Below are 23,957 nucleotides of genomic sequence, written 5' to 3' on the forward strand. Positions count from 1 at the left end.
GCGCGCACACGATGCGCCCCGTTCCTGTGACAGCTGACAGCTGCTGCGCCCGACCGCCTGCGCGATGCAGCGTCCCACCAGGCAAGACCCCGCGCGCCGGGTCCTCCACGCCCGATCCGGTAAGATGCCCGGGTTAGTGCCGAAGTCTGCGAAATGTCCCTCAAGATCAACGAGCTCTGCGTCAACTGCGACGTCTGCGAGCCGGCCTGCCCGAACCAGGCCATCGCGATGGGCGAGACGATCTACGTGATCGATCCGGCCCGCTGCACCGAATGCGTCGGCCATTTCGACGAGCCGCAGTGCGTGGTGGTGTGCCCGGTCGAATGCATCGACCCGGATCCGGCGATCCCGGAGAGCCACGACCAGTTGCTGGCCAAGCTGCTGCAATTGCAGCGCGATCATCCCGAGTTGTACCCACAGGAGCCCCCCGCCGCATGAGAACGCTCGTCCGCCGTGTCCTGCTGCTCGCCCTGGTCCTGGCGCCGCCGGCGTGGGCCGAAGCGCCGGCCGCCGCCGCCGCGCATCCGCCAGGCGCCGCGGTCGCCAGCGGCCACGGCCTGGCCACCGACGCCGGCCTACAGATCCTGCGCGAGGGCGGCAACGCGTTCGACGCGGCGGTGGCGGTGTCCTCGACGCTGGCGGTGGTCGAGCCGATCAGCTCCGGGCTGGGCGGCGGCGGGTTCTTCCTGCTGCACGACGCCAAGACCGGCAAGGACACGATGCTGGACGCGCGCGAATACGCGCCGGAATCGGCCACGCCGGACAAGTTCCTCGATGCCAAGGGCGCGCTGGACCGCGACCGCTCGGTCAACGGCCCATGGTCGGCCGGCATTCCCGGCCTGCCGGCGGCGCTGGTCGAGCTGGCCACCAAGCACGGCAAACTGCCGCTGCAGCAGTCGCTGGCGCCGGCCATCCGCATCGCCCGCGACGGCTTCCCGGTGTACCGGCGCATGGCCGAGGGCTACCAGGCCCGACGCAAGGTGATGGAGCGCTATCCCGGCACCCGCGAGGTGTACCTGCGCAACGGCAAGCCGATCGCCGAAGGCGACCTGTTCAAGCAGCCGGAACTGGCCGACACCCTGCAGTTGCTGGGAGCAAAGGGCTTCGACGGCTTCTACCGCGGCGCCACCGCCAAGAAGCTGCTGGCCGGGGTCAAGCATGCCGGCGGCCACTGGACCGCGGCGGAACTGGCCGGCTACACGGTCAAGCAGCGCACGCCGATCCAGTTCGAGTACAAGGGCTGGACCGTCACCACCGCGCCGCCGCCGTCTTCCGGCGGCATCGCACTGGCCAGCATGCTGCAGATCCTGGAAGGCTACGACCTGAAGGCGATGGACCCGGCGCACCGCACCCACCTGGTGGTGGAGGCGATGCGCCGCGCCTACCGCGACCGCACCTTCTTCCTCGGCGATCCGGATTTCACCGCGGTGCCGCAGCGCGTGCTGCTGAGCAAGGACTACGCGATCGGCCTGCGCTCGACGATCAACCCGGAGAAGGCCACCCCCAGCGACCTGCTGTCGGGCCAGCCGACCCCGCTGGAGGACGACGAGACCACCCACTTCTCGATCATCGACGGCGAGGGCAACCGCGTCGGCGCGACCCAGACGGTGAACCTGCTGTTCGGCTCCGGGCTGATTCCCAAGGGCACCGGCGTGTTGCTCAACGACGAGATGGACGACTTCGCGCTCAAGCCCGGCACGCCCAACGCATTCGGGGTGATGGGTTACGCGGCCAACGCGCCCAAGCCAGGCAAGCGCCCGCTCAGCTCGATGACGCCGACCTTCATGGAGAACGCCGACAAGACCATCGTGCTCGGCACCCCGGGCGGCAGTCGCATCATCACCATGGTGTTGCTCGGCATCCTCGGCTACGACGATGGCCTGAGCGCGCAGCAGGTCGCCGCGTTGCCGCGCTACCACCACCAGTGGCTGCCGGACGTGATCGAGGCCGAGACCGGCACCTTCGACGCGGCCACCGTGCAGGGCCTGCAGGCGATGGGCCACACGCTCAAGCTGCCAGGCGACAGCGCCGAAGGCGGGCGCGGTTCCAGCCACGTGTGGGGCAACCTGCAGACGGTGGAATGGGACAAGCGCAGCAACACGCTCAGCGGCGGCAGCGACCCGCGCAACGAAGTCGGCAAGGCCGATGTGCAACTGACGACGCCGGCGCGGTGAGTCGCCACGCAGTCGCCTTCGCGCAGTCCGCTGGCCGCTGTCACGTGGGCCCGCGGGCTTTTCCCGGTCCCTGGTCCCCGGTCCCCAAAAATGAAACTCTGGTCCATCCAAGGCAACTCCCAGAAACTCGACGGCGGAGCGATGTTCGGCAACGCGCCCAAGGCGATGTGGCAGCAGTGGGCGGCGCCGGATGACGGCAACCGCATCGCGCTGGCCTGCCGCGCGCTGCTGGCGCGGCCGCTGGCCGGCAAGACGGTGCTGTTCGAGACCGGCATCGGCGCGTTCTTCGCGCCGGCGCTGCGCGAGCGCTACGGGGTCCAGGAAGAGCGTCACGTGCTGCTGGATTCGCTGCGCGAGGCCGGCGTGGCGCATACCGACATCGACGTGGTGGTGCTGAGCCATCTGCACTTCGACCACGCCGGCGGATTGCTGGCGCCGTGGCGCGAAGGCGCGGCGCCGGAACTGCTGTTTCCGAACGCGCGCTTCCTGGTCGGCGCGGCGCACTGGCAACGCGCGTTGCAGCCGCATCCGCGCGACCGCGCCAGTTTCATTCCCGAGTTGCCCGGCCTGCTCGAGGCCAGCGGCCGCCTGGAACTGGTCGACGGCGAATATTCGCGCACCCTGGGCGAGGCGGTGCGCTTCCGTTTCAGCGACGGGCATACCCCCGGGCTGATGCTCGCCGAGATCGTCGGCGCACAGCAGGCCGATGGCCAGACGCATGGCGGCGTCGCGTTCTGCGCCGACCTGATCCCGGGACGCTCGTGGGTGCATGTGCCGATCACGATGGGCTACGACCGCAACGCCGAACTGCTGATCGACGAGAAGCGCGCGTTCCTGGAGGACGCGCTGGCGCGCAATGTGCACCTGTTCTTTACCCATGATCCGGATTGCGCGCTGGCGCAACTGGCGCGCGACGGCAAGGGCCGGTTCGTCACCACCCACGAACTGGCGACGCTGCAGGCGAGGTCGCTGGCGGGCTAGGGCGGTTGCCACGATTGGCGCAGGCCACGTTACCGTGCCCGGCGCTCAGGCAGCCGCGCGCGAGCTGGTTGCCAGTCACAAGCCGCACGCGGTCGCTTGGTGCGCGCACGCCGACCCGAAAGGCCGCGCCTGGGCGCGTACGGACGGCATCAGCGCCTGGTCGCCTATCGGCATGCGTTCCCTCGCCCTGTCTTGCGCGTACGCGCCCCAGCATCGCGGCGCGGCCCATCCCGATCGCGTCGATCGGCCCCACGCGCCGCGCATTCCCGCTGGCGGCTGAAAGCCCGCCGCGCAGCGCTTGCAGCCGTCATCGCGGCCGGCCAGTATCGCCGCATGAACAACCTGCCTGCCGCCTTGCGTTGCCTGCTTCTCGCCTGCCTGATCGTCGGCGGCTGCGCCTCGCGCTCCGAGGACGCCGCCATGCCGCCGATCCGACTCAACCAGGTCGGCTACCTGCCGGCCGCCAGCAAGCTCGCGGTGGTGCCCGATGGCCACGGCGAGGCATTCGCGGTCGAACGCGCCGACTCGGGCAAGGTGGTGTTGCGTGGCACGCTCGGCGCCGCGGCGACGTGGGCGCCGGCACAGCAGACGGTGCGCATCGCCGACTTCTCCACGCTGCGCGCGCCGGGCCGCTATCGCCTGCGCGTGGACGGACTGCCGCCGTCGGACAGTTTCGCCATCGGCGCCGACGCCTACGAGGCGGTGACGCGCGCGGCGCTGAAGGCCTACTACTTCAACCGCGCCAGCACCGCGCTGCCCGGCGAGTACGCCGGCCGCCACGCGCGCGCGGAAGGGCATCCGGATACGCATGTCCTGGTCCACGCCTCGGCGGCCTCGCCCGGGCGCCCGGCCGGTACCGCGATCTCCGCGCCGAAGGGCTGGTACGACGCCGGCGACTACAACAAGTACGTGGTCAATTCCGGCATCACCGTGTACACGTTGCTGGCCGCATACGAACAGTTCCCGGCCTATTTCGCCGCGCACAAGGAAGGTATTCCCGACAGTGGCGACGGCGTGCCTGACATCCTGCGCGAGGTCGACTGGAACCTGCAGTGGCTGCTGGCGATGCAGGATCCCGGCGACGGCGGCGTGTACCACAAGCTGACCAACCTGGACTTCGGCGGCATGCAGATGCCCGACCAGGCCAACGCGCCGCGCTACGTGGTGCAGAAGAGCACCGCGGCCACGCTCGACTTCGCCGCGGTGATGGCCCAGGCCAGCCGCATCTACGCACCGTTCGACGACCGCTTCGGCGGCGTGTCCAAGCGCATGCTGCAGGCCTCTCGCCGCGCCTGGGCCTGGGCGCAGGCGCATCCGGACGCGGTCTACCGGCAGCCGGCGGACGTGCACACCGGCGGCTACGACGACGCCAAGCTCGACGACGAGTTCGCCTGGGCGGCCACCGAGCTGTACCTGGCCACCGGCGAGGATGTGTTCTATGACGCGGCGATGGCGCGCAATGTGCCGGCCAGCGTGCCGAACTGGGGCTCGGTGGGCGGGCTGGCGTGGATGTCGCTGGCGCAGCACCGCGCGCGGCTGACGCCGCACGCGGACCAGGCGCGCATCGCCCGCGAGATCGACGGCGTGGCCACGCACCTGCTGCATGCCTGGCAGGGGTCGGCATGGAAGGTGGCGATGGCCCCGGCCGACTTCCACTGGGGCAGCAACAGCACCGCGCTGAACCAGGCGATGCTGCTGTTGCAGGCGTACCAGCTGGAGCGCAAGCCGGAGTACCTGCAGGCCGCGCAGTCGCAGCTGGACTACGTGCTCGGGCGCAACCCGCTGGGCATGTCCTTCGTCACCGGCATCGGCGCGCGTTCGCCGCTGCACATCCACCATCGCATCTCCATCGCCGACGGCGTCGCCATGCCGGTGCCGGGCCTGCTGGTCGGCGGTCCGCAGCCGGGCCAGCAGGACGCCAAGGAGTGCAAGCACGCCTATGCCTCGTCGCTGCCGGCGCTGTCCTACCTGGATGCCGAGTGCAGCTACGCGACCAACGAAGTGGCCATCAACTGGAACGCGCCGCTGGTGTACGTGAGCGCGGCGCTGCAGGTGCTGCAGCGCTGAGTGCGTGCGCGGTCATCAGTTGTCGGAGTATCTGTAGGAGCGACTTCAGTCGCGACAAGCGAAGCGGCGGGCTTCCGGCTTCGGAAGCAGTCGGGGCTGAAGCCCCTCCCACAGTGCACCCAGCCAGCGATCCAAAGTCGTTGTAGGAGCGACTTCAGTCGCGACGAGCGAAGCAGTGATCTTTCCGGCTGCGGAAACGTTTGGGCTGAAGGCCACCTGCAGAGCGCCCAGCCAGCGATCCGGAGGTTCTTGTGGGAGCGACTTCAGTCGCGACGAGCGAAGCAGTGATCTTCCGGCTGTGGAAGCCGCCGAGGCTGAAGCCCACCTGCAGAGCGCCCAATCAGCTATCCGAAGGTCCTTGTAGGAGCGACTTCAGTCGCGACAAGCGAAGCGGCGATCTTCCCGGCTTCGGAAACCGTCGGGGCTGAAGCCCCTCCTACAGTGCGCCAGCTGACTATTCGAACGGCATTGTGCAGTCGGGACTGAAGTCCCTCCCACAGGGGTCCCTCCCACAGTAGGTCCGGCACGCCATGCCGCGCCAATGCCAATGCCAATGCCAATGCAGAAGCGCCCGCACTTCATGCTATCGCCCGAGCTCAGCCCACCCGCGTACCGAAGATGCGGTCGCCGGCATCGCCCAGTCCGGGCAGGATGTAGCCCTTGTCGTTGAGGTGGTCGTCGATCGCGGCGGTGTAGACCTCCACGTCCGGGTGCGCCGCCTCCAGCGCCTTCAGCCCCTCCGGCGCGGCGACCAGGAAGATGCCCTTGATCCGCCGCGCGCCGGCGCGCTTGAGCATGTCCACGGTGGCGATCAGGGTGCCGCCGGTGGCCAGCATCGGGTCCAGGATCAATGCGTCGCGTTCTTCCAGGCGGCCGGTGAGGCGTTCGAAGTACGGCACCGGCTGCAGCGTCTCCTCGTCGCGCTGCAGGCCGACCACGCTGACCCGCGCTGCCGGGATCAGCGCCAGCACGCCGGGCAGCATGCCCAGACCTGCGCGCAGGATCGGCACCAGGGTGATCTTGGCGCCGGCGATGCGCTGCACCTGGGTGGGGCCGGCCCAGCCCTCCATGGTATGCGTCTCCGTCTCCAGGTCGGCGGTGGCCTCGTAGCCGAGCAGGGTGCCCAACTCGGTGACCAGTTCGCGGAAGCCCTTGGTGCTCAGCGCGGCGTCGCGCAGCAGGCCGATCTTGTGCTGCACCAGGGGATGGCGGACTTCGACGATCTTCATGGGGGCGCTCGCGACGGGGTTGCGCACAGTGTGCCGCAGCGGGCTTGGCGGCCGCCAGCGGCCGCGTGTCACTAGCACGCAACGTGTCGGAAATATGTTGTTTCCCCATTCTTAACGTGAAATGGGGATCGGCTTCCGTGCATACCAAGACTCCGCTGTTCGTGGCGATCGCGTTCGGCCTCAGCGCGGCCTGCGCCGCTCCCGGCGCACAGGCCGCCGCCGCCGATGCGGCGACCGACCTCGATCGGGTCGAGGTCCGCCCGCAACTGGAGGCCCAGGCCCGCGCAGTGGACCTCAAGCGCGAGTCCGATGCGATCCTGGACGCGGTCTCGGCCGACGAGGTCGGCGACTATCCGGACCAGAACGTGGCCGAGTCGCTGCAGCGCCTGCCTGGGGTCAGCGTCACCCGCGACCAGGGCGAGGGCCGCTTCGTGGTGGTGCGCGGGCTGGACGCGGCGCTCAACAGCGTCAGCGTCGACGGCATCGCCATCGGCACGCCGGAGAGCGACAACCGCGCCGCGCCGATGGACGTGATCCCGTCCGAATCCACCGAGCGACTGAAAGTGGTCAAGTCGCCGACTCCGGACATGCCGGGCGATGCGATCGGCGGCGCGATCCTGGTCGAATCGGCCTCGGCGTTCGACCGCGATGGCCGCAGCATCCGCGCCAAGCTCGAGGCCAACCACCAGCAGCTCAGCGACAAGACCAGCCCCAAGGCCTCGTTCAACTACAGCGACCTGTTCGCCGACGACACGTTCGGTGTGGCGCTGGGGCTGAACTACCAGGACCGCCAGTTCCAGTCCGACAACACCGAAGGCGAGTACGACGCGATCGACGGCGGCGACCTGGTCATGGTCGAGCAGCAGCGCCGCAAGTACCACATCGACCGCAAGCGCATCGGCGCCAACCTCAACCTGGACTGGCATCCGGACCAGGACAACCGCTACTACCTGCGCACGCTGTTCAGCAGCTTCGAGGACGCCGAGACCCGGCAGAACACGGTGATCGCCTTCGATGCCGACGACATCCAGGGCAACGGCGACGGCACCTACGCGGCGCCGGTCGACGAGATCTCCAAGCGGGTGCGCTACCGCACCAAGCAACAGGACACGCTGGCGGCGAGTTTCGGCGGCGAGAACCGCCTGAGCGGCGCGGTGCTGGACTACCAGGCCGGCTACACCAAGACCCGCGAGCGGGTGAACGACGAGAAGGAAGCGCGCTTCGAGTACGACGGCGACGATCTCGACGCGACCATCGACCAGAACAAGCGGATGCCCGCCATCGGCTTGTCCAGCGATGACTGGGTGTCCAACGACGACTATGCATTCGACAAGTTCGTGCTCTCGCCCGGCCGCACCGACGACGACGAGTACAGCGCCAAGCTCAACGTGCGCTTCGACGGCGACAACGCCAGCTACAAATTCGGCCTGCTCGGGCGCTGGCGCGACCGCGACGTCGACAAGGACGAGCGCGAGCTGTCCGAGGGACCGGCCATCGACCTGGCCGACTGGACCGTGGCGCCGCCGCAACACCGGCGCAACAGCCTGGGCCAAGCGCTGAGTTCCTCGGCGCTGCGCCGCTACTGGGCGCAGGACGGCAGCCAGTACAGCGCCGACGACGGCGATGTCGGCAGCAACGCGGTGGGCGCGTTGGCGGAGGACTACGTCGCCAAGGAAGACGTGCTGGCCGCCTACGCGATGGGCACCTGGGACATCGGCGCGTTGCGGGTGATCGCCGGCGTGCGCGTGGAGAACACCCAGTTCAGGGCCAGCGGCAACCAGGTCGATCTCGCCGACGACGGCGAATCGTTCGCGGCCAGCGCGTTGCAGGCCAGCAGCAGCTACACCAACGTGCTGCCGGGCCTGCACCTGCGCTGGAACGGCGGCGACGACTGGTCGCTGCGCGCGGCGCTCAACAAGACCGTCTCGCGCCCCGGCTTCGGCCAGATCGCGCCGCACGCGACGATCAACAACGACGACGAGGAAGTGGAGTTGGGCAATCCGAACCTGGATCCCTACGAATCGACCAACCTCGACCTGTCGTTCGAGCGCTACCTGGGCAAGACCGGCATCGTCTCGCTGGGCCTGTTCCACAAGTCGATCGACGGCTACATCGTGGACACGGTGATCGACGACGATCCTGCCTTCGCCGGCTACGACGTCGCGATGGCGATCAACGGCAAGAGCGCCAAGGTCTACGGCGCCGAGTTCAACTGGCAGCAGCAGTTCGCGTTCCTGCCGGACGGCTGGAACGGGTTGCTCGGCGGGGTCAGCGGCACCTGGCTGCATACCGAGTTCGATCCGGGCCTGGAGGATCGGCAGGGCGAGGACTTCGCGCTGCCGCGCGCCTCCAAGAACGTCTACAGCGCCTTCCTCGGCTACGAACGCGACGGCTTCTCGACCCGGCTCTCGGCGGTGTACCGCAGCGAATACCTCGACGAACTGGGCAAGGCCCGCGACTACGATATCTTCGTGGCCCCCAACACCCAGCTCGACTTCAGTCTCGACTACCAGGTGACCGACACCGTGCAGCTGTACTTCGACGCCTCCAACCTGCTCGACAAGCCACTGGAACGCTACCAGGGCACGCGCACGCATACCCAGCAGTACGAGGAATACGGCCGCACCTTCGCCGTCGGCCTGCGGGTGAAGCTGTGACGGGCGCGCAGCCGACGCTGCGCCTGGCGGCGATCGCGCTGGTCTGCGGGCTGGTCGCGGCCTGCGCCAATACGCCGCCGGCCGGCACCGCGCCGGCGGCCGACCGCGAGCCGGACGAGGGCGCGCAACACGACCCGTTGCTGAGCGCGGCCAATTTGCCGCACACCGTGATTGCCGAAGCCTTCCTCACCGCGTCCACCCCGGCCGACAACCTCGATTCGCCGGCCAGCTGGACCACGCCGCAGGGCCAGCGTTGGGTCATCACCACCGCCAAGAAGAGCGGCGAGCTGGTGGTGTTCGATGGCGGCAGCGGGCAGCGCCTGCGCACCGTCGGTGGTAAGGGCGCGGCGCCCGGACAGATGGACCGACCCAACGGCATCGCCGTGGTCGGCGACCTGGCGCTGGTGGTCGAGCGCGACAACCATCGCGTGCAGGCATTCTCGTTGCCCGGTTTCGCCTCCGTCGCGCTGTTCGGCGCCGAGGACCTGAAGAAGCCGTACGGGCTGTGGGCGCGGCCGAAGGACGGCGGCATCGAGGTCATCGTCAGCGACAACTACATGCTCGGCGCCGACGAGGAAACCGTGCCGCCGCTGGCCGAACTGGGCCAGCGCTTCCGCCGCTACCAGCTGCGCAAGCAGGGCGACGCCTGGAGCGCGACGCTGATCCAGACCTTCGGCGAGACCTCGGCGGCCGGCGCGATCCGCATCGCCGAATCGGTGTTCGCCGATCCGGCGCACGACCGCCTGCTGCTGGCCGAGGAAGACGTGGCCACGGGCACCCGCCTGCGCGAATACGGCCTGGCCGACGGCAGGTATCGCGGGCGCGACATCGGCGCGGACCTGTACAAGGCGCAGGCCGAGGGGATCGCCTTGCTGAGCTGCGCGGACGGCAGCGGCTACTGGATCGGCACCGACCAGTTCAAGGACCGCAGCCTGTTCCACGTGTACGACCGGCAGACGCTGGCGCATGTCGGCGCCTTCGCCGGCAAGGTCACCGCCAACACCGACGGCGTGTGGCTGGATCAGCGCGGCGACGCGCGCTTCCCGCAGGGCGTGTTCTACGCCCTGCACGACGATCAGGCGGTGGCCGCGTTCGATTGGCGCGACATCGCGCGCAGCCTGCGCTTGAAGGAGTGCGCGCGGTGAGCGGCGATGCCGGCGCAGGGCAGCGCCTCGCGCCGGCACTGACTCAGGACGCCAAGCGGTAGAGCAGGAACGCGGCCAGCGCCAGCAATGCCCAGCAGCCCAGGCCCAGCGCCATCACCGCATCGTCGCTGGCGATCAGGCTGCCGCTGGCGTTGCGGTAGAACAGCGGGTTGTCGTGATGACGCTGGCCGGGCGGGCGCCGTGGCTGATCGCGCCGGGTCTCGGCACGGATCCAGCCCGGCGACAGCACCGGCAGCAACAGCCGGCCGCTCCAATAGCCGAACAACTGCGCGACGAGTTCGAACAGCGGCCGGGCGATCGCCTCGGCCAGTGCTTGCAGCATGCCTCGGTCAGGCCGCCGCGGCCTGCGCCAGCCGGGGACCCTCGCGTAGCGCACGACCGATCAGTCCGACCAGCAGGTCCAGCTCTTCGCTGTCCATGCCGAAATGCGGCGTGAAGCGCAGCGAGTTCTCGCCGCCGTGGATCACATTGACCCCGTGCTGGCGCAGCCATTCCTCGGTGGAACCGGCGCCGTAGCACTTGAACTGCGGCGCCAGCGCGCAGGAGAACAGCAGCCCGGTGCCCTGCACCTGGGTGATCAGTCCGCCGAGTTCGCTCTTGAGCTTCTCCAGTTTCTGCACCGCCTCGGCGCCGCGCGCGCGGATGTTGGCACGCACCTGCGGGGTCAGCTGCGCCAGCGTGGCGCTGGCCACGTCGAGCGCGCGCGGGTTGCTGGTCATGGTGTTGCCGTAGGTGCCCTTGCGGTACAGCTGCGCGGCGTGCTCGGTCACCGCCAGCACCGACAGCGGGTACTGCGCGGCGTTGAGCGCCTTGGAATAGGTCTCCATGTCCGGCGGATCGAGCTGCTCGAAGCCGGGGTAGTCGACCACCGACAGCACGCCGTGCGCGCGCAGGCCGGCCTGGATCGAATCGACCAGCAGCAGGCTGCCGTGGGCGCGGGTCAGTTCGCGCGCGGCGGCGTAGAACGCCGGCGGCAGCGCGCGGCCCGGGTCGCCTTCGCCCATCACCGGCTCCAGGAACACCGCCTCGATGAACCAGCCGTGCTGCTCGGCCTCGGCGAACGCGCGCCGCAACGCGTCCACGTCGTAGGGCGCGATCGCGATCACCGAGTCCTCGCCGCGGTAGCTTGCCAGGTGCTGCACGTAGGCCTTGCGGCTGGAATCGGAATACAGCCCGGGACGGTCGGTGCGGCCGTGGAAGCTGCCCTTGACCACGAGGCGTTTGATCTTAGCGCCGGCATGGCGCGCGCCCGGGTCGGTCTGCAGCTTGGCGTTGATGTCGGCGATGCGCGCGGCCAGGCCCACCGCTTCGGAGCCGGAGTTGAGGCACATGAACTTGCTGTACGGGCAACCACCGCGCTGCTGGCCGATCTCGGCGCGCAGCGCGCGGTCGAAGCGCAGCTGCGACACGCTCGGGGTCATCACGTTGGCCATCGCCTGCGGGCGCGCCATCGCCTCCAGCACCGCGTCGGGGGTGTGGCCGAAGCCGAGCATGCCGTAGCCGCCGGCGTCGTACAGCACCGCGCCCTTCAGCGTGACCACCCACGGCCCGCGTGCGGCCAGCGCCACATACGGGGTCACCGCATCGTCGGCGTAGAAATTGACGAAGCCGGCCTGCAGCGTGCGGATCTGCTCGGCCTCGTCCAGCTCCAGCAACTCGGCGAACTCCTGTGCCAGGCGCGCATGCTCGGCCGCGGCGGCGTCGATCGCGGCGCCCAGCTGCGGGTGCGAGGCGGCCAGGCGCGCGATGCTGGCATCGTCCAGGCCGGCGGTCAGGCGGTCGCCGGCATGGGCGCGCAGCGGGGCGAGGGGGCCGAGTACGGTCATGCGGGATCTCCTGGAGGCGGGTCGTTCAGCGATAGACCTTCTATTATCGGGACCGGATCGTCGATTGGCAGAGTTGATTTGTGCAGGAAATCGGATAATTTCGTCGATTCGACGAAATCCGGCCGCGCATGAAGATCACCCCCTCCGACGAACGCCTGCTCTCGCTGCTGCGCGAGGATGCCCGCGCCTCCACCGCGCAGATCGCGCGCAAGCTCGGCCTGTCGCGCACCACCGTTCAGAGCCGGATCGAGCGGCTGGAGCGCGAGGGCGTGATCTGCGGCTACACGGTGCGCACCCGCGACGACTTCGAGCAGGGCCATCTGCGCGCGCACATCCTGATCACCGTGCTGCCGAAGAAGATGACCTCGGTGGTCAAGGCGCTGCGCGAGATCGACGAGGTCCGCGTGCTGCATTCGGTCAGCGGTTCCTACGACCTGATCGCGCTGGGCGTGGTGCCGGGCGTCAACGACATGGACGTGCTGACCGACCGCATCGGCGCGGTGGACGGCGTGGAGCGCACGACCTCGTCGATCATTCTTTCGACGAAGTTCGAGAGGTGAGGGGCCGGGATTGGGGATTGGGGATTGGGTAAAGCGGAGCCAGGCGCCGCGCTTTTGCGAATCCCCAATCCCGAATCCCCAATCCCGGCCCTCCAGCTACAATGTCCGGCCACCTATTCCGCGACCCGCCGGCCTTGAAGAAGTCCGATTTCCGCTACGACCTGCCCGAGGAACTGATCGCGCAGGCGCCGCTGGCCGAGCGTTCGGCCAGCCGCCTGTTGCTGGTGCCGCCGGCGCCGGCGCCGTTCGAAGACCGCCAGATCCGCGAGCTGCCGCAGCTGCTGCGCGCCGGCGACCTGCTGGTGTTCAACGACACCCGGGTGATTCCGGCGCGCCTGTTCGGCAACAAGAGCAGTGGCGGCCGCGTCGAGATCCTGATCGAGCGCCTGCTCGGCGGCCAGCGCGCACGCGCGCAGCTGGGCGTGAGCAAGTCGCCCAAGGCCGGCGCGCGCATCGCCCTGGACGCCGGCGGCGAGGTCGAGGTGCTGGACCGCGACGGCGAGTTCTACGTGCTCCAATTCCACGTGTCCGACACGCTGGAGGCGTGGCTGCAGCAGGCCGGACGGCTGCCGTTGCCGCCGTACATCCGCCGCGAGCCAGGGCTGGACGACCGCGAGCGCTACCAGACCGTGTTCGCGCGCGAGGCCGGTGCGGTCGCCGCGCCGACCGCCGGCCTGCACTTCGATGCGCCGTTGCTGGAGGCGCTGCGGGCGCGTGGCGTCGGTTTCGGTCACGTCACCCTGCACGTGGGCGCCGGCACGTTCCAGCCGGTGCGGGTGGAGGCGCTGGACCAGCACGTGATGCACCGCGAATGGCTCAACGTCGGCGCCAGCCTGGTCGAGCAGGTGCGGCGCACGCGCGCCGCCGGCGGCCGCGTGATCGCGGTCGGCACCACGGTCGTGCGCGCGCTGGAGAGCGCGTCCAAGGACGGCGAACTCCATCCTTTCGCCGGCGAAACGCAGATCTTCATCCTGCCCGGCTACCGCATCCGCAGCGTCGATGCGATGGTCACCAACTTCCACTTGCCGGAAAGCACGCTGCTGATGATGGTGTCGGCCTTCGCCAGCCGCGAGCGCATCTTCGATGCCTATCGCCACGCGATCGCGCAGCGCTACCGCTTCTTCAGCTATGGCGATGCGATGCTGTTGTGGGGCCGGGATTCGGGAGTGGAGATTGGGGATTCGTAGAAGCACTCTCTTACCCCCCACCGCCCGTGCGTTTGCCAATCCCGAATCCCGAATCTCGAATCCCGGCCTTTCAATGTCCCGATTGCAGTTCCAGCTCGACACCACCGACGGCGCCGCGCGCCGCGGCCGCCTGACCTTCCCGCGCGGGAAGGTGGAAACCCCCGCGTTCATGCCGGTCGGCACCTACGGCTCGGTCAAGGGCGTGCTGCCCGAGCAGATCCGCGCGCTGGGCGCGCAGATCATCCTCGGCAACACCTTCCACCTGTACCTGCGGCCGGGCCTGGACGTGATCGGCGACCACGGCGGGCTGCACGGCTTCGCCCGCTGGGACGGCCCGATCCTGACCGACTCGGGCGGCTTCCAGGTGTTCTCGCTGGCGCACCGGCGCAAGATCAGCGAGCAGGGCGTGACCTTCGCCTCGCCGACCGATGGCGCCAAGGTGTTCCTGGGGCCGGAGGAGAGCATGCGGATCCAGAAGGTGCTGGATTCGGACATCGTGATGATCTTCGACGAATGCACCCCGTACCCGGCGACCGAGGACGTGGCGCGGCGCTCGATGGAGCTGAGCCTGCGCTGGGCGCAACGCTCGCGCGATGCGCACGACGGCCTGGACAACGACGCGGCGCTGTTCGGCATCGTCCAGGGCGGCGTGCACGCCGACCTGCGCACGCGCTCGATCGAAGGGCTGCAGGCGATCGGCTTCGACGGCTACGCGATCGGCGGGCTGGCGGTGGGCGAGCCGGAGCACGAGCGCAACGCGATGCTCGAGCACCTGCATCCGCGCCTGCCGGCCGACCGCCCGCGCTACCTGATGGGGGTAGGGCGGCCGGAGGACCTGGTCGAGGGCGTGGCCCGCGGCGTGGACATGTTCGACTGCGTGATGCCGACCCGCAACGCGCGCAACGGCCACTATTTCACCTCGTTCGGCACCGTGCGCATCCGCAACGCCCGCTACGAGCGCGATCTGGATCCGATCGAGCCGGGCTGCGGCTGCCACGCCTGCAGCGGCGGCTATACCCGCTCCTATCTGCGCCACCTGGACCGCTGCAACGAGATGCTGGCGCCGATGCTGGGCACCCTGCACAACCTCTGGTACTACCAGAAGCTGATGGCCGAGATGCGCTCCGCGATCGCGGCGGGAACCTTTGCCCAGTTCCGGCGGTCCTTCTATGCGGCGCGCGGAGTGGAAGCAACGCCACTCCCGTCGGAGCAGGGATAAAGCCCCTCTCCCACCGGGAGAGGGGTTGGGGTGAGGGTCCGGGCGCAGCCTCACGGTCATCGAAAGCACACGAGGCTGCGCCCATACCCTCATCCGCCGCTGCGCGGCACCTTCTCCCGAGGGGAGAAGGGAGGGCGCGACGGTCGTTCCGGGGGCAAGGGGAGATCGTGGCATAATCGGCGGCTGCTTGCCGCCCCTGGCGACAAACCAGCGGTCCGTGCCCAACGGCGACGGGCTGCCCAAACCATAGGACACACCGATGAACCCGCTCGATTTCCTGATTCCCGTGGCCCAGGCGCAGACCGCCGGCGCCGCTCCCGCCGCCGGTGGCGGCATGCAGATGTTCCTGCTGCCGATCATCCTGATCGCGGTAATGTACTTCGTGATGATCCGCCCGCAGATGAAGCGGCAGAAGGAACACAAGTCGATGCTGGACAAGCTTAGCCGCGGCGACGAGGTCATCACCTCCGGCGGCGTGGCCGGCGTGGTCACCGACATCGGCGACAACTTCATCACCGTGGAAATCGCCGACAACGTGCGCATCCGCGTGCAGAAGGGCGCCATCGGCAACGTGCTGCCCAAGGGCACGCTGAAGTCCGCCTGATCCATTTCTCTTACTGCTAGGCGCGGCGCCGGCGTGGCGTCGTGCGGGGTCCTGCAATGCTCGAGTTTCCGCGCTGGAAGTATTTCCTCATCCTGATCGTGCTGGCGTTCAGTGCGTTGTACGCACTGCCCAACGTGTATCAGAAGGACCCCTCGGTCCAGATCACCGCCAGCCGCGGCGGCCAGCTCGACGCGGCCCTGCGCGAGCGGGTCAGCGCCGACCTCAAGGCGGCCGGGATCACCCCCAAGTCGGTGGCCAACGAAGGCGACAGCCTGATGGTGCGCCTGCCGAGCCTGGAGGCGCAGACCCGCGCCAACGACATCCTGCGCCAGCAGGTGGGCGAGAACTACACGGTGGCGCTGAACCTGGCCTCGACCGTGCCGGAGTGGCTGTCCAAGATCGGCGGCAAGCCGATGGTGCTGGGCCTGGACCTGGTCGGCGGCGTGCACTTCGCGCTGCAGGTGGACCAGAAGGCGGCGCTGGACAAGCGCCTGGACGCGTTCGCCGAGGACATCCGCACCACGTTGCGCGACAACCGCATCGCCTACCGCGTGGTCGAGCGCCGCGCCGACAACAGCATTCAGGTCGGCCTGGGCGAAGGCGCCGATGCCGACGCCGCGCGTGCCGCGCTGGCCAAGGCGCAGCCGACGCTGAGCTATGCCGTGTCCGGGCAGGCCATCGCGGTCACCGTGCCCGACGCCGAGCTCAAGCAGATCGCCAGCGGCGCGATCGAGCAGAACCTGATCACCCTGCGCAACCGCGTCAATCAGCTCGGCGTGTCCGAGCCGACGATCCAGCGTCAGGGCGAAGACCGCATCGTGGTCGAACTGCCGGGTGTGCAGGACACCGCCGAAGCCAAGCGCATGATCGGCGCCACCGCCTCGCTGGAGTTCCGTGCGGTGGTCGACGGCAACGCCGAAGACGCCGTGCGCACCGGCACCATTCCACCGGAGGCCAAGGTCTACCGCTTGCGCGATAGTGGCGCGCCTGTGCTGCTCAACAAGCGTGCCCTGGTGACCGGCGACCAGATGGTCGCCGCCGCCGTCAGCACCGACCAGAATGGCCTGCCGGCCGTGGCGGTCACGCTCAACAACGTCGCCGGGCAGCGCATGTTCGACTACACCAGCGCCAACACCGGCAAGCTGATGTCGGTGGTCTATATCGAACGCATCCCCACCGTCACCGTGGTCGACGGCAAGGAAGTGCGCAGCGTGCGGGTCAAGGAAGAGGCGTTGTCGCCGACCCGCATCGCCGGCGTGTTCGGCAAGAACTTCCAGACCACCGGCCTGGAAAAAGCCGAAGCCGAGAACCTGGCCAAACTGCTGAAGTCCGGCTCGCTGGCCGCGCCGATGGACTTCGTCGAGGAATACGTGATCGGTCCGAGCCTGGGCGCGGAGAACGTCGAGCGCGGCATCACCGCGGTGATCTACGCGTTCCTGTTCACCCTGGTGTTCTTCGGCGTGTACTACCGCATGTTCGGCGCGATCACCTCGGTGGCGCTGCTGATGAACCTGCTGATCGTGGTGTCAGTGATGTCGCTGTTCGGCGCCACCATGACCTTGCCCGGCTTCGCCGGCCTGGCCTTGTCGGTCGGCCTGTCGGTGGATGCCAACGTGCTGGTCAACGAACGTATCCGCGAGGAGTTGCGTCTGGGCGTGCCGCCCAAGTCGGCGATCGTCGCCGGTTACGAGAAGGCGGGCGGCACCATTCTCGACGCCAACCTCACCGGCCTGATCGTCGCCATCGCGTTGTATGCGTTCGGCACCGGACCGCTGCGCGGTTTTGCGCTGACCATGATGATCGGCATCTTCGCCTCGATGTTCACCGCGATCACCGTGTCGCGCGCGCTGGCGACGTTGATCTACGGCCGCCGCAAGAAGCTCAAGTCCGTCGCCATCTGATGCGAGTCCCTCGCAATAGCCCACACATCCAGGTGCGGGGCAGGAAATGCGAGTCCTTCGCAAGAGCCCGCACAGCCATGTGCGGGGTCCAAATTATGAAGAGCATGTCTCCATGAAAATCTTCCCGCTTCATCTGATCCCGAACGACACCAAGATCGACTTCATGCGCTGGCGGCGCCCGACCCTGGTGCTGATGCTGGTGCTGGCGGTGGCCTCGCTCGGGGTGATCTTCGCCAAGGGCTTCAACTATGCGCTGGAGTTCACCGGCGGCGCGCTGGTGCAGACCAGCTTCCAGAAGCCGGTGGACATCGACCACGTGCGCGAGCAGCTGGCCACGGCCGGCTTCGAGAACGCGCAGGTGCAGAACGTCGGCAGCGGCAACGAGGTCGTGATCCGCCTGCAGCCGCAGGGCGAGCACAACAACGAGGACGTGGCCAAGAGCCTCGCCGAGCGGGTACACAAGGCGGTGGACTCCGCGCAGAACCCGGCGACGGTGAAGCCGGGCGAGTTCGTCGGCCCGCAGGTCGGCAAGGACCTGGCGCTGAACGGCGTCTACGCGACGGTGTTCATGCTGGTCGGCTTCCTGATCTACATCGCGTTCCGCTTCGAGTGGAAGTTCGCGGTGGTGGCCAGCCTGACCGCGCTGTTCGACCTGCTGGTGACGGTGGCCTACGTCTCGCTCACCGGCCGCGAGTTCGACCTGACCGTGCTGGCCGGCCTGCTGTCGGTGATGGGCTTTGCGATCAACGACATCATCGTGGTGTTCGACCGCGTGCGCGAGAACTTCCGCAGCCTGCGGGTGGAGCCGGTGGAAGTGCTGAACCGCTCGATCAACCAGACCCTGTCGCGCACCGTGATCACCGCGGTGATGTTCTTCCTGTCGGCGCTGGCGCTGTACCTGTACGGCGGCAATTCGATGGAAGGCCTGGCGCTGACCCACATGATCGGCGCGGTCATCGTGGTGGTGTCCTCGGTGATCGTGGCGGTGCCGCTGCTGTCGATCGGCCCGTTCCAGGTCACCAAGCAGGACCTGCTGCCGAAGGCCAAGGATGTGGAGGCGCTGGCGCGCAGGCCCTGAGTGGCCGGGATTGGGGATTTGGGATTGGGGATTCGCAAAAGCGGGTTCCCGGTTCCATAACGAAAAAGCCGCGCATCTGCGCGGCTTTTTCGTTTTGTGAAGGGGGGAAGGTCAGCGATGGGGTGCCGCTCTTGCGAATCCCCAATCCCAACTCCCCAATCCCGGCCCCATCAAAACTTCGCGTCGAACTCCGCCGCATACCCGGTGTTGACGATCAGCTTCTGCAGGGCGTCGCTGACCTTGATGTTGCCGGCCACGATCTGGAACTGCGGAGCGCCGCGATCGTCGATGCGGCCCGGGGTGGCGCCCTTGAAGTCGGTGATGCGGCCGCCGGCCTCGCGCACCAGCAGCACGCCGGCGGCGATGTCCCAGGCCTTCACGCCGGCCTCGAAGTAGGCGTCGGTGCGGCCGCAGGCCACGTAGGCCAGGTCCAGCGCAGCCGAGCCGGTACGGCGGATGTCCTCGGCCTGCACCATCAGCGCGTCCACGCACTTGAGCTGGGCGGTGGTGCGCTTGCGCTCGCGCGGGGCGAAGCCGGTGTTGACCATCGCCCCGTTCAGGTCCTTGCGCTCGCTGACGCGGATGCGGCGGTCGTTGAGCACCGCGCCGTTGCCGCGGCTGGCGGTGAACAGCTCGTTGCGCAGCGGGTCGAAGATCACCGCGTCGATCGGCTCGCCGTTCTCGACCAGGGCGATCGACACGCAGTAGTGCGGGAAGCCGCGCAGGTAGTTGCTGGTGCCGTCGAGCGGGTCGATCACCCACATGTAGCGGCCGCCGCCCTGCACGCCGCCTTCCTCGCCCATCACCCCGTAGTCGGGATAGGCGCGGCGCAGTTCCTTGATGACCACCTTCTCCGCGTCGGCATCGACTTCGCTGGCGTAGTCCATGCGGTCCTTCTGCACCACGTTCAGCGCTTCCAGCCGGTTGATATGGCGCAGCAGCACGTTGCCGGCGAGGCGGGCGGCCTTGACCATGACGGTGACGGCGGGTTTTTGCATGGCAACGGCTCCCGAGAGGGCGGAGAAGGATCTGGCGGAGGAAAAGAGCGGTCCGGCGCGAAGACCGGCCGCACAGTTTACCATCTACGCCCCGTTCGCTCCGCATCTTCCATTGCCATGACCGTTTCTGCCCGCATCCGCTTCGTCCTGGTCGGTACCCAACATCCCGGCAACATCGGTGCGGCGGCGCGGGCGATGAAGACCATGGGCCAGGCGCGGCTGGTGCTGGTGGCGCCGGAGCGCGCGCTCGACGAGGACGCCTACCGGCGTTCGGCCGGTGCCGAGGACGTGCTGCAGCAGGCGCCGGTGCTGGCCACCCTGGCCGAGGCGGTGGCCGATTGCCGGCTGGTGCTCGGCTGCACCGCGCGCAGCCGGCGGGTATCGCTGGAGGAACTGCTGCCGGCGGACGGCGCGCAGCGGCTGGTCGCCGCGGCCGCCGAACAGGCCGAGGTGGCGCTGGTGTTCGGCCGCGAGCGCACCGGCCTGACCAACGAGGAACTGCAGCTGTGCCATGCGGCGGTGCACATTCCCTCCGACCCCGCGTTCAGCTCGCTCAATCTGGCCGCGGCGGTGCAGGTGCTGGCCTACGAACTGCGCCTGGCGCAGCTGCGCGGCGCGGAACCGGCGCCGGCGCCGGACCCCGGTTTCCGCGAGACACCGGCCAGCCACGCGCAACTGGAAGGCATGTTCGGGCAACTGGCCGAGACGCTGGACGACATCGACTTCCACAAGGGCCGTGCGCCGGATTCGGCCATGCGCAAGCTGCGCCGGCTGTTCCTGCGCAACGCACTGACCGAGCAGGAAGTGCGGCTGCTGCGCGGGATCCTGTCCGACGCGCAGCGCATGGCGCGCCTGGCCGGGCAGGCGCGCAGCTAATTCGGGACTCGGGACTGGGGACTCGGGACTCGGCAGAGCAGGGATTTCGAGTCCTTGGTGGCTAGTCGCTTGTCGTGGTGCATGGGACGTTCGCTTCCTTGCCGTGCCATGACCACCGAGTCCCGGGTCCCCAGTCCCGCGTCCCGGCTTCACAAGCTGTCACCGGATCACGCTTTCGGCTAGGCTTATAGCCTCTACATGGGGAATGTGGTTTGCAAAGTTCGCGGTGGCGTATCGTCATGGTGTGGCTGGCGCTGGCGATGTACTGGCCTGCGGCTGTGCATGCGCGTCCGTCGGTGTTGGTATTGGGACGCATCAGCGACAACCCCAAGGCCCACTACGAGCAGTTGAAGCCGTTGCTGGACTACGTGGTGCCGCGCATGCGCGACGTCGGCATCACCTCCGGGCAGATCCTGATGGCCCGCGACAGCCAGCAGATGAGCAGCTACCTGCGCCGCGGCCGCGTCGATTGGGTCACCGAGACCGCGTCCACCGCGATGGCGCTGCAACAGCGCGGCGGGGTACGGCCGCTGTTGCTGACCGAACGCGGCGGCGTGCGCGAATACCACACCGTGTTCTTCGTGCGCCGCGACGGCCCGCTGCACTCGCTGGACGACCTGCGCGGCCGCACCCTGGCATTGCAGAGCACCTTGTCCACCAGTGCCTACCTGGTGCCGATGATGACCCTGCTCGAGCATGACCTGCACCCGGAGATCCTGCTCTCGCCGAAGGACCAGGCATCGGCCAACACGGTCGGCTACGTGTTCGCGCGCTCGGAACTCAACATCGCCTCCTACGTGCACAAACACCTGGTGGACGCCGGCGCGCTGAGCAACCTGGATTGGGACGACGACCGCCGCGTTCCGCCCGCGTTCCGCCGCGATTTCCGGGTGATCTACCGCAGCGAAGCGTATCCGCGCGCGGTGGAGATGGTGCGCGGCGACCTGGCCTCGCCGGTGGAGGCGCGGCTGCGCGAGGTGTTGCTGGAGGCCGCCGACGATCCGCAGGGCAGTGCGGCGCTGCGCAAGTTCTTCGGCACGTCCGGCTTCTATCCGCTGGACCAGGCCTCGCAGAAGCGGCTGGACCAACTGCGCGCCGGCGTCGCGCGGGTCAAGCTGGAAGTCGAATGAAGACGTTGCGCTTCGGATTGCAGGCCAGGTTCCTGCTGGCGATGGGCGTGGCCGCTGTTTTGATCCTGGCGATCCTGGCGCTGATGCTGGAGCGGCAGGCGGCGATGCAGAACGAAGTGCGCACGCTCAGCGGCAACGTGATCCATGGCCTGTTCGACCGCAGCATGCGCAGCCGCGGCGAGACGCTGGCGCAGCAGTTATCCGAATCGCTGGCCAATCCGGTGTACTACTCGGACCTGGATGCGATCGGCAGCCAGGCGCGCTCGGCGCTGGGTTACGTGGCCGTGGCCTATGTGCTGGTCTACGACGCCGACGGGCGCCTGATCCACGACGGCAGCGACGATCTGCCCGGCTACGGCCAGCGCATGCGCGGGCCGGTGGCGGAGGCGGCGATCAAGGCCAACGGCCTGCTGGCGCAGGAGTCCAACGAGATCCTCGACGTGTCGATGCCGATCATGATCGGCGACCAGCGCGTGGGCGGGGTGCGCGTGGGCATGTCCTGGGCGCGGGCGCTGGTCTACGAACGCCAGGCCGGCGAGAACCTGGACCAGCGCCTGGACGCGCTGGGCAAGCGGCACCTGGGCTGGCTGTTGCTGCTGCTGGCCGCGCTGGGGCTGACCGCGGTGATGGTGGCGGTCTACGTGCAGCGCACGCTGGTGGCGCCGATCCGCTGGCTGGCCGCAGCCGCACGCCAGATCGAGGCCGGCGACTACGTGGTGGAACGCCGCGACAGCGGCCGCCGCGACGAGGTCAGCGAGCTGCTGCGCGCGTTCGGGCGCATGAGCGAGGCGATCGCGCGCCACGACCGCGACGTGCGCCACATGGCCTACACCGATGCGCTGACCGGGCTGACCAACCGGCTCGCGTTCCGCGAGGCGCTGGACCATCGCATGCTGTCCGCGCGCACCTCGCAGCGGCGCCTGGCGTTGCTGTTCGCCGACATCGACGACTTCAAGCGGATCAACGACACCCTCGGCCACGAGGCCGGCGACGAGGCGCTGCTGCAGTTCGCGCGGCGCATCCAGCAGGCAGTGGACCAGTTGGGCGGGCACGACGCGCTGCTGGCGCGCTTCGGCGGCGACGAGTTCGTGATCCTGGTCGAGGACGAGCCCGAGCACGTGGTGCAGGTCGCCACCGGGTTGGCCGAGCGCCTGGTGCAGGAACTGCGCGAGCCGCTGCGGATCCAGGAGCGCGAGGTGTTCATGGGCACCTCGATCGGCATCACCGTCTATCCCGGCGATGCCGAACACGCCTCGGCGCTGCTGAAGAACGGCGACATCGCGATGTACCAGGCCAAGCTGGCCGGCAAGAACTGCCACCGCTTCTACAGCCGCGCGATGGACTATGCGGTGGAGCGGCGCGTGCACATGGAGCACGAACTGCGCGGGGCCTGGGACCGCGACGAACTGAAGCTGGTGTACCAGCCGATCTTCCGCACCCTGGACCGGCGCATGGTCGGGGTGGAGGTGCTGCTGCGCTGGCAGCACCCGGCGCTGGGCACGATCTCGCCGACCGTATTCATCGACGTGGCCGAACAGAGCGGGCTGATCGAGAGCATCGGCCCCAAGGTGCTGCGCGCGGCCTGCCACGAAGCCATGCAGTGGCAGCGCTTCGACGGCAGCCGCGACCTGTTCGTGTCGGTCAACGTCTCGCCGCGGCAGTTGCGCAGCGGCGACCTGCCGGAAATCGTCGCCGACTGCCTGCGCGAATCCGGCCTGCCGGCGGCGCAGCTGCACCTGGAGCTGACCGAGACCGCGGTGATCGGCGACGAGCTGCAGGCTGCCAGCATGCTGGCGCGGCTGCACCGCACCGGGGTCAAGGTCTGGCTGGACGACTTCGGCACCGGCTTCTCCGGGCTGAGCCACCTGCGCCAGGTGCCGGTGGACGGGGTCAAGATCGACAAGAGTTTCGTCGCCGACCTGCAGCGCGATCCGGACGACCTGGCGCTGACCACCGCGATCATCGCGATGGCGCATTCGCTGGGCATTACCGTGGTCGCCGAGGGCATCGAGCAGGAAGTGCAGTTCGAACTGCTGCGCGAGCGTGGCTGCGAACTGGGGCAGGGCTTCTGGCTCAGCCATCCGCTCAGCGCCGCCGAGTTCCGCCAGTTGCTGGCCAACGAGGGCGTGCCGCGCGGCTAGGCGGAGCGCGAACGACTGCGCTCGTTTTTGTAGGAGCGGCTTCAGCCGCGACACCGGCGCCGAGGAAATGCAGGAGGGGGGGGTGGACCGCCGCGACAGGCGGGGGGGGAAAAGCCGCGCTACCCCCCGGGAATAGCAGGAGGCGCAAACCCCCCCCCGAAGG

The 23,957-nt window shown here is 68.7% G+C and carries 19 protein-coding genes; 15 read left to right on the top strand and 4 right to left on the bottom strand.

The features are described from left to right. Positions 1-153 precede the first annotated feature (153 nt). From J2Y70_RS03210 to J2Y70_RS03225, 4 genes are all read left to right on the top strand, one after another. Positions 154-438, top strand: a complete 285-nt coding sequence (locus tag J2Y70_RS03210) for a YfhL family 4Fe-4S dicluster ferredoxin (protein WP_003466018.1) — start codon at positions 154-156, stop codon at positions 436-438. Further along, complete coding sequence (gene ggt, locus J2Y70_RS03215; RefSeq protein ID WP_309913154.1) at positions 435-2,174, top strand: gamma-glutamyltransferase; 1,740 nt, start codon at positions 435-437, stop codon at positions 2,172-2,174. The genes J2Y70_RS03210 and ggt overlap by 4 nt, the downstream gene beginning before the upstream one ends. 90 nt (positions 2,175-2,264) lie before the next feature. Beyond that, positions 2,265-3,155: an MBL fold metallo-hydrolase gene (locus J2Y70_RS03220; protein WP_309913157.1), complete on the top strand. Its 891-nt coding sequence runs from the start codon at positions 2,265-2,267 to the stop codon at positions 3,153-3,155. A gap of 333 nt (positions 3,156-3,488) precedes the next feature. Then, positions 3,489-5,222 carry a glycoside hydrolase family 9 protein gene (locus tag J2Y70_RS03225; RefSeq protein WP_309913160.1) on the top strand — a complete coding sequence of 578 codons (1,734 nt, stop codon included), beginning with the start codon at positions 3,489-3,491 and terminating at the stop codon, positions 5,220-5,222. Between the two features lie 596 nt (positions 5,223-5,818). Here the strand turns inward: J2Y70_RS03225 and upp are convergent. Beyond that, positions 5,819-6,451 carry a uracil phosphoribosyltransferase gene (gene upp, locus J2Y70_RS03230; RefSeq protein WP_263397926.1) on the bottom strand — a complete coding sequence of 211 codons (633 nt, stop codon included), beginning with the start codon at positions 6,449-6,451 and terminating at the stop codon, positions 5,819-5,821. Positions 6,452-6,588: 137 nt separating this feature from the next. Between upp and J2Y70_RS03235 the strand changes: the two genes are divergently transcribed. Then, complete coding sequence (locus J2Y70_RS03235; protein ID WP_309913165.1) at positions 6,589-9,108, top strand: TonB-dependent receptor; 2,520 nt, start codon at positions 6,589-6,591, stop codon at positions 9,106-9,108. Positions 9,109-9,158: 50 nt separating this feature from the next. Then, entirely contained in the window at positions 9,159-10,253 is a 1,095-nt protein-coding gene (locus J2Y70_RS03240) for a phytase (protein ID WP_309913277.1), read from the top strand. A 43-nt stretch (positions 10,254-10,296) separates the two neighbouring features. On the opposite strand, the gene J2Y70_RS03245 is transcribed toward J2Y70_RS03240, so the two are convergent. Together J2Y70_RS03245 and J2Y70_RS03250 are read right to left on the bottom strand one after the other, a co-directional pair. Then, positions 10,297-10,596 (bottom strand): hypothetical protein, encoded by a 300-nt coding sequence (locus J2Y70_RS03245; protein ID WP_309913168.1) that lies wholly within the window; start codon positions 10,594-10,596, stop codon positions 10,297-10,299. A gap of 7 nt (positions 10,597-10,603) precedes the next feature. Next, positions 10,604-12,100 (bottom strand): aminotransferase class III-fold pyridoxal phosphate-dependent enzyme, encoded by a 1,497-nt coding sequence (locus J2Y70_RS03250; protein WP_309913170.1) that lies wholly within the window; start codon positions 12,098-12,100, stop codon positions 10,604-10,606. A 128-nt stretch (positions 12,101-12,228) separates the two neighbouring features. On the opposite strand from J2Y70_RS03250, the gene J2Y70_RS03255 reads away from it, so the two are divergent. From J2Y70_RS03255 to secF, 6 genes are all read left to right on the top strand, one after another. Beyond that, positions 12,229-12,660: an Lrp/AsnC family transcriptional regulator gene (locus tag J2Y70_RS03255; protein ID WP_263397930.1), complete on the top strand. Its 432-nt coding sequence runs from the start codon at positions 12,229-12,231 to the stop codon at positions 12,658-12,660. Positions 12,661-12,761: 101 nt separating this feature from the next. Then, positions 12,762-13,847 (top strand): tRNA preQ1(34) S-adenosylmethionine ribosyltransferase-isomerase QueA, encoded by a 1,086-nt coding sequence (gene queA / locus J2Y70_RS03260; RefSeq protein WP_309913175.1) that lies wholly within the window; start codon positions 12,762-12,764, stop codon positions 13,845-13,847. Positions 13,848-13,920: 73 nt separating this feature from the next. Beyond that, entirely contained in the window at positions 13,921-15,066 is a 1,146-nt protein-coding gene (gene tgt / locus J2Y70_RS03265) for a tRNA guanosine(34) transglycosylase Tgt (RefSeq protein ID WP_309913178.1), read from the top strand. A 259-nt stretch (positions 15,067-15,325) separates the two neighbouring features. Then, positions 15,326-15,670 carry a preprotein translocase subunit YajC gene (gene yajC / locus J2Y70_RS03270; protein ID WP_263397934.1) on the top strand — a complete coding sequence of 115 codons (345 nt, stop codon included), beginning with the start codon at positions 15,326-15,328 and terminating at the stop codon, positions 15,668-15,670. Positions 15,671-15,726: 56 nt separating this feature from the next. Continuing rightward, positions 15,727-17,571 carry a protein translocase subunit SecD gene (gene secD / locus J2Y70_RS03275; protein WP_309913183.1) on the top strand — a complete coding sequence of 615 codons (1,845 nt, stop codon included), beginning with the start codon at positions 15,727-15,729 and terminating at the stop codon, positions 17,569-17,571. Between the two features lie 112 nt (positions 17,572-17,683). Next, positions 17,684-18,649: a protein translocase subunit SecF gene (gene secF / locus J2Y70_RS03280; protein WP_263397936.1), complete on the top strand. Its 966-nt coding sequence runs from the start codon at positions 17,684-17,686 to the stop codon at positions 18,647-18,649. 170 nt (positions 18,650-18,819) lie between these two features. On the opposite strand, the gene J2Y70_RS03285 is transcribed toward secF, so the two are convergent. Then, a complete protein-coding gene (locus J2Y70_RS03285; RefSeq protein WP_263397937.1) occupies positions 18,820-19,647 on the bottom strand; it encodes an inositol monophosphatase family protein in 828 nt (275 codons plus the stop codon). 117 nt (positions 19,648-19,764) lie between these two features. Between J2Y70_RS03285 and J2Y70_RS03290 the strand changes: the two genes are divergently transcribed. The 3 genes from J2Y70_RS03290 to J2Y70_RS03300 all read left to right on the top strand — a co-directional run bounded on the left by J2Y70_RS03290 (position 19,765) and on the right by J2Y70_RS03300 (position 23,794). Next, positions 19,765-20,523 carry an RNA methyltransferase gene (locus tag J2Y70_RS03290; RefSeq protein ID WP_309913188.1) on the top strand — a complete coding sequence of 253 codons (759 nt, stop codon included), beginning with the start codon at positions 19,765-19,767 and terminating at the stop codon, positions 20,521-20,523. Between the two features lie 239 nt (positions 20,524-20,762). Further along, on the top strand, positions 20,763-21,653 hold the full coding sequence (locus tag J2Y70_RS03295) for a phosphate/phosphite/phosphonate ABC transporter substrate-binding protein (RefSeq protein WP_263398427.1): 891 nt from the start codon (positions 20,763-20,765) through the stop codon (positions 21,651-21,653). Continuing rightward, positions 21,650-23,794 carry an EAL domain-containing protein gene (locus J2Y70_RS03300; RefSeq protein WP_309913191.1) on the top strand — a complete coding sequence of 715 codons (2,145 nt, stop codon included), beginning with the start codon at positions 21,650-21,652 and terminating at the stop codon, positions 23,792-23,794. Before J2Y70_RS03295 ends, J2Y70_RS03300 begins: the two co-directional genes overlap by 4 nt. Positions 23,795-23,957 lie beyond the last annotated feature (163 nt).

The sequence above is a fragment of the Xanthomonas sp. 1678 genome, from assembly GCF_031455575.1.
In the GTDB taxonomy this organism is placed as follows: Bacteria; Pseudomonadota; Gammaproteobacteria; order Xanthomonadales; family Xanthomonadaceae; genus Xanthomonas_A.